1 protein-coding gene is annotated in these 1,336 nt (G+C 40.9%); it reads right to left on the bottom strand.

Going from position 1 to position 1,336, the window contains the following annotated elements:
* Positions 1–112 precede the first annotated feature (112 nt).
* Positions 113–1,318, bottom strand: a complete 1,206-nt coding sequence (gene iscB, locus AMDU4_RS12940) for an RNA-guided endonuclease IscB (protein WP_290705390.1) — start codon at positions 1,316–1,318, stop codon at positions 113–115.
* Positions 1,319–1,336: the final 18 nt, after the last annotated feature.

Below are 1,336 nucleotides of genomic sequence, written 5' to 3' on the forward strand. Positions count from 1 at the left end.
AGGTATTAAAATTCTTCAAAGGTTGAAGAATTAATTAAGATATAATTTCTGATAATAATTCAATGTTTGATGATCTACAGAATCCAGAAGCCAACACTGCTTATATCCAGCTTCATCTAACTTCCCCCAATGAGACCCCATCCGAAAGGGTGGGAAGGAATTGGGGTGCGAATTGCAATCCTTTTCCATATTTTACCAGCTTGACCTTTTTCGTGTTTATGTCCATCTTCTTCTCTCCTCCTTTTATTACGATTGATTTCCCATAGTTATGCATACCAACAACACTGAATCTCTCATGATCATGCAGAACCATGTCTCCAGGCTGGAATGCATATCTTTTCCTTATTATTGATGGCCTGAATCCCTTCCTGTTCGTCTGGATGGAACGGTTGTTCCTCCTTCTCTGTGTGATTGTAAATGGAGATGTCCTGATCTGAACAGTTCCTCCGGCTATTACAAATGCGTCATTGACATGGGTTTTATCCAGACTAAGAGAAATACGATTCTTCTTTGTAATGAATCCCAATGTATGTTCTGATCCTGCAAGTTGTGTAAGCTTCCACCTTACAGTGTTCATGAATGCTGCATCTCTCATGGTGATCAATGCCCTCTTCCTCACTTCAGGATATCCGAACTCTTCTGCTGTGAGGTTGTTCTTCTTCTGGTTGCATTCATGGCATGAGATTGCGAGATTATTGACCGTATCGGGACCATCTCTTGATCTGGGCGTTAGATGCTCTATTTCAAGAGGCACACCGGTCTTGCTGCAATACACACAGATATGATGGAATTTCTCCAGCAGGTATTCCCTGATCTCATATCCCTGAAGTTCTCCCTGCTGGTATTCTATTCCACTTATCTCAGGATTCTTCATCTTCTGGGTATCAAAGGATGCAACCTCTATCACTGTGTTTGATACGGGAAGTATTCGCTTCAACTTCTCAATCAATCTTATATGAGTTTCCAGTTTGTGTTCAATGCTTGGTGCGAACCACCCTTCTTTATTATTGCCACGATTCATGAATCTTGGTTTCCTGTACCAGAGCTTATTTCTCTTTTTTCTGCGGTACATTGCCTTTTCTTCATTGAGCTTCGGTATGTCAGTTCTTATTACTACTTCCCCGGATATGAGTTCTTTATTGTCTGTTACAGCAGAAAAACCTATGTGTTTGTATCCAGAATCTATGCCCAGTGTTATTGTTTCCACGTTTTCCTCACAATGCCAAAGCAACTGTATTGTGAACGGATTAGAAGAAATTACTCTGGCTTTCCTGTCACTTAGAAGATGTCTTGCCTTGGCGGGTTTGCATGGAATCAATGGTTTCCATCATCGTTA

This window comes from Ferroplasma sp. Type II, from assembly GCF_000496155.1.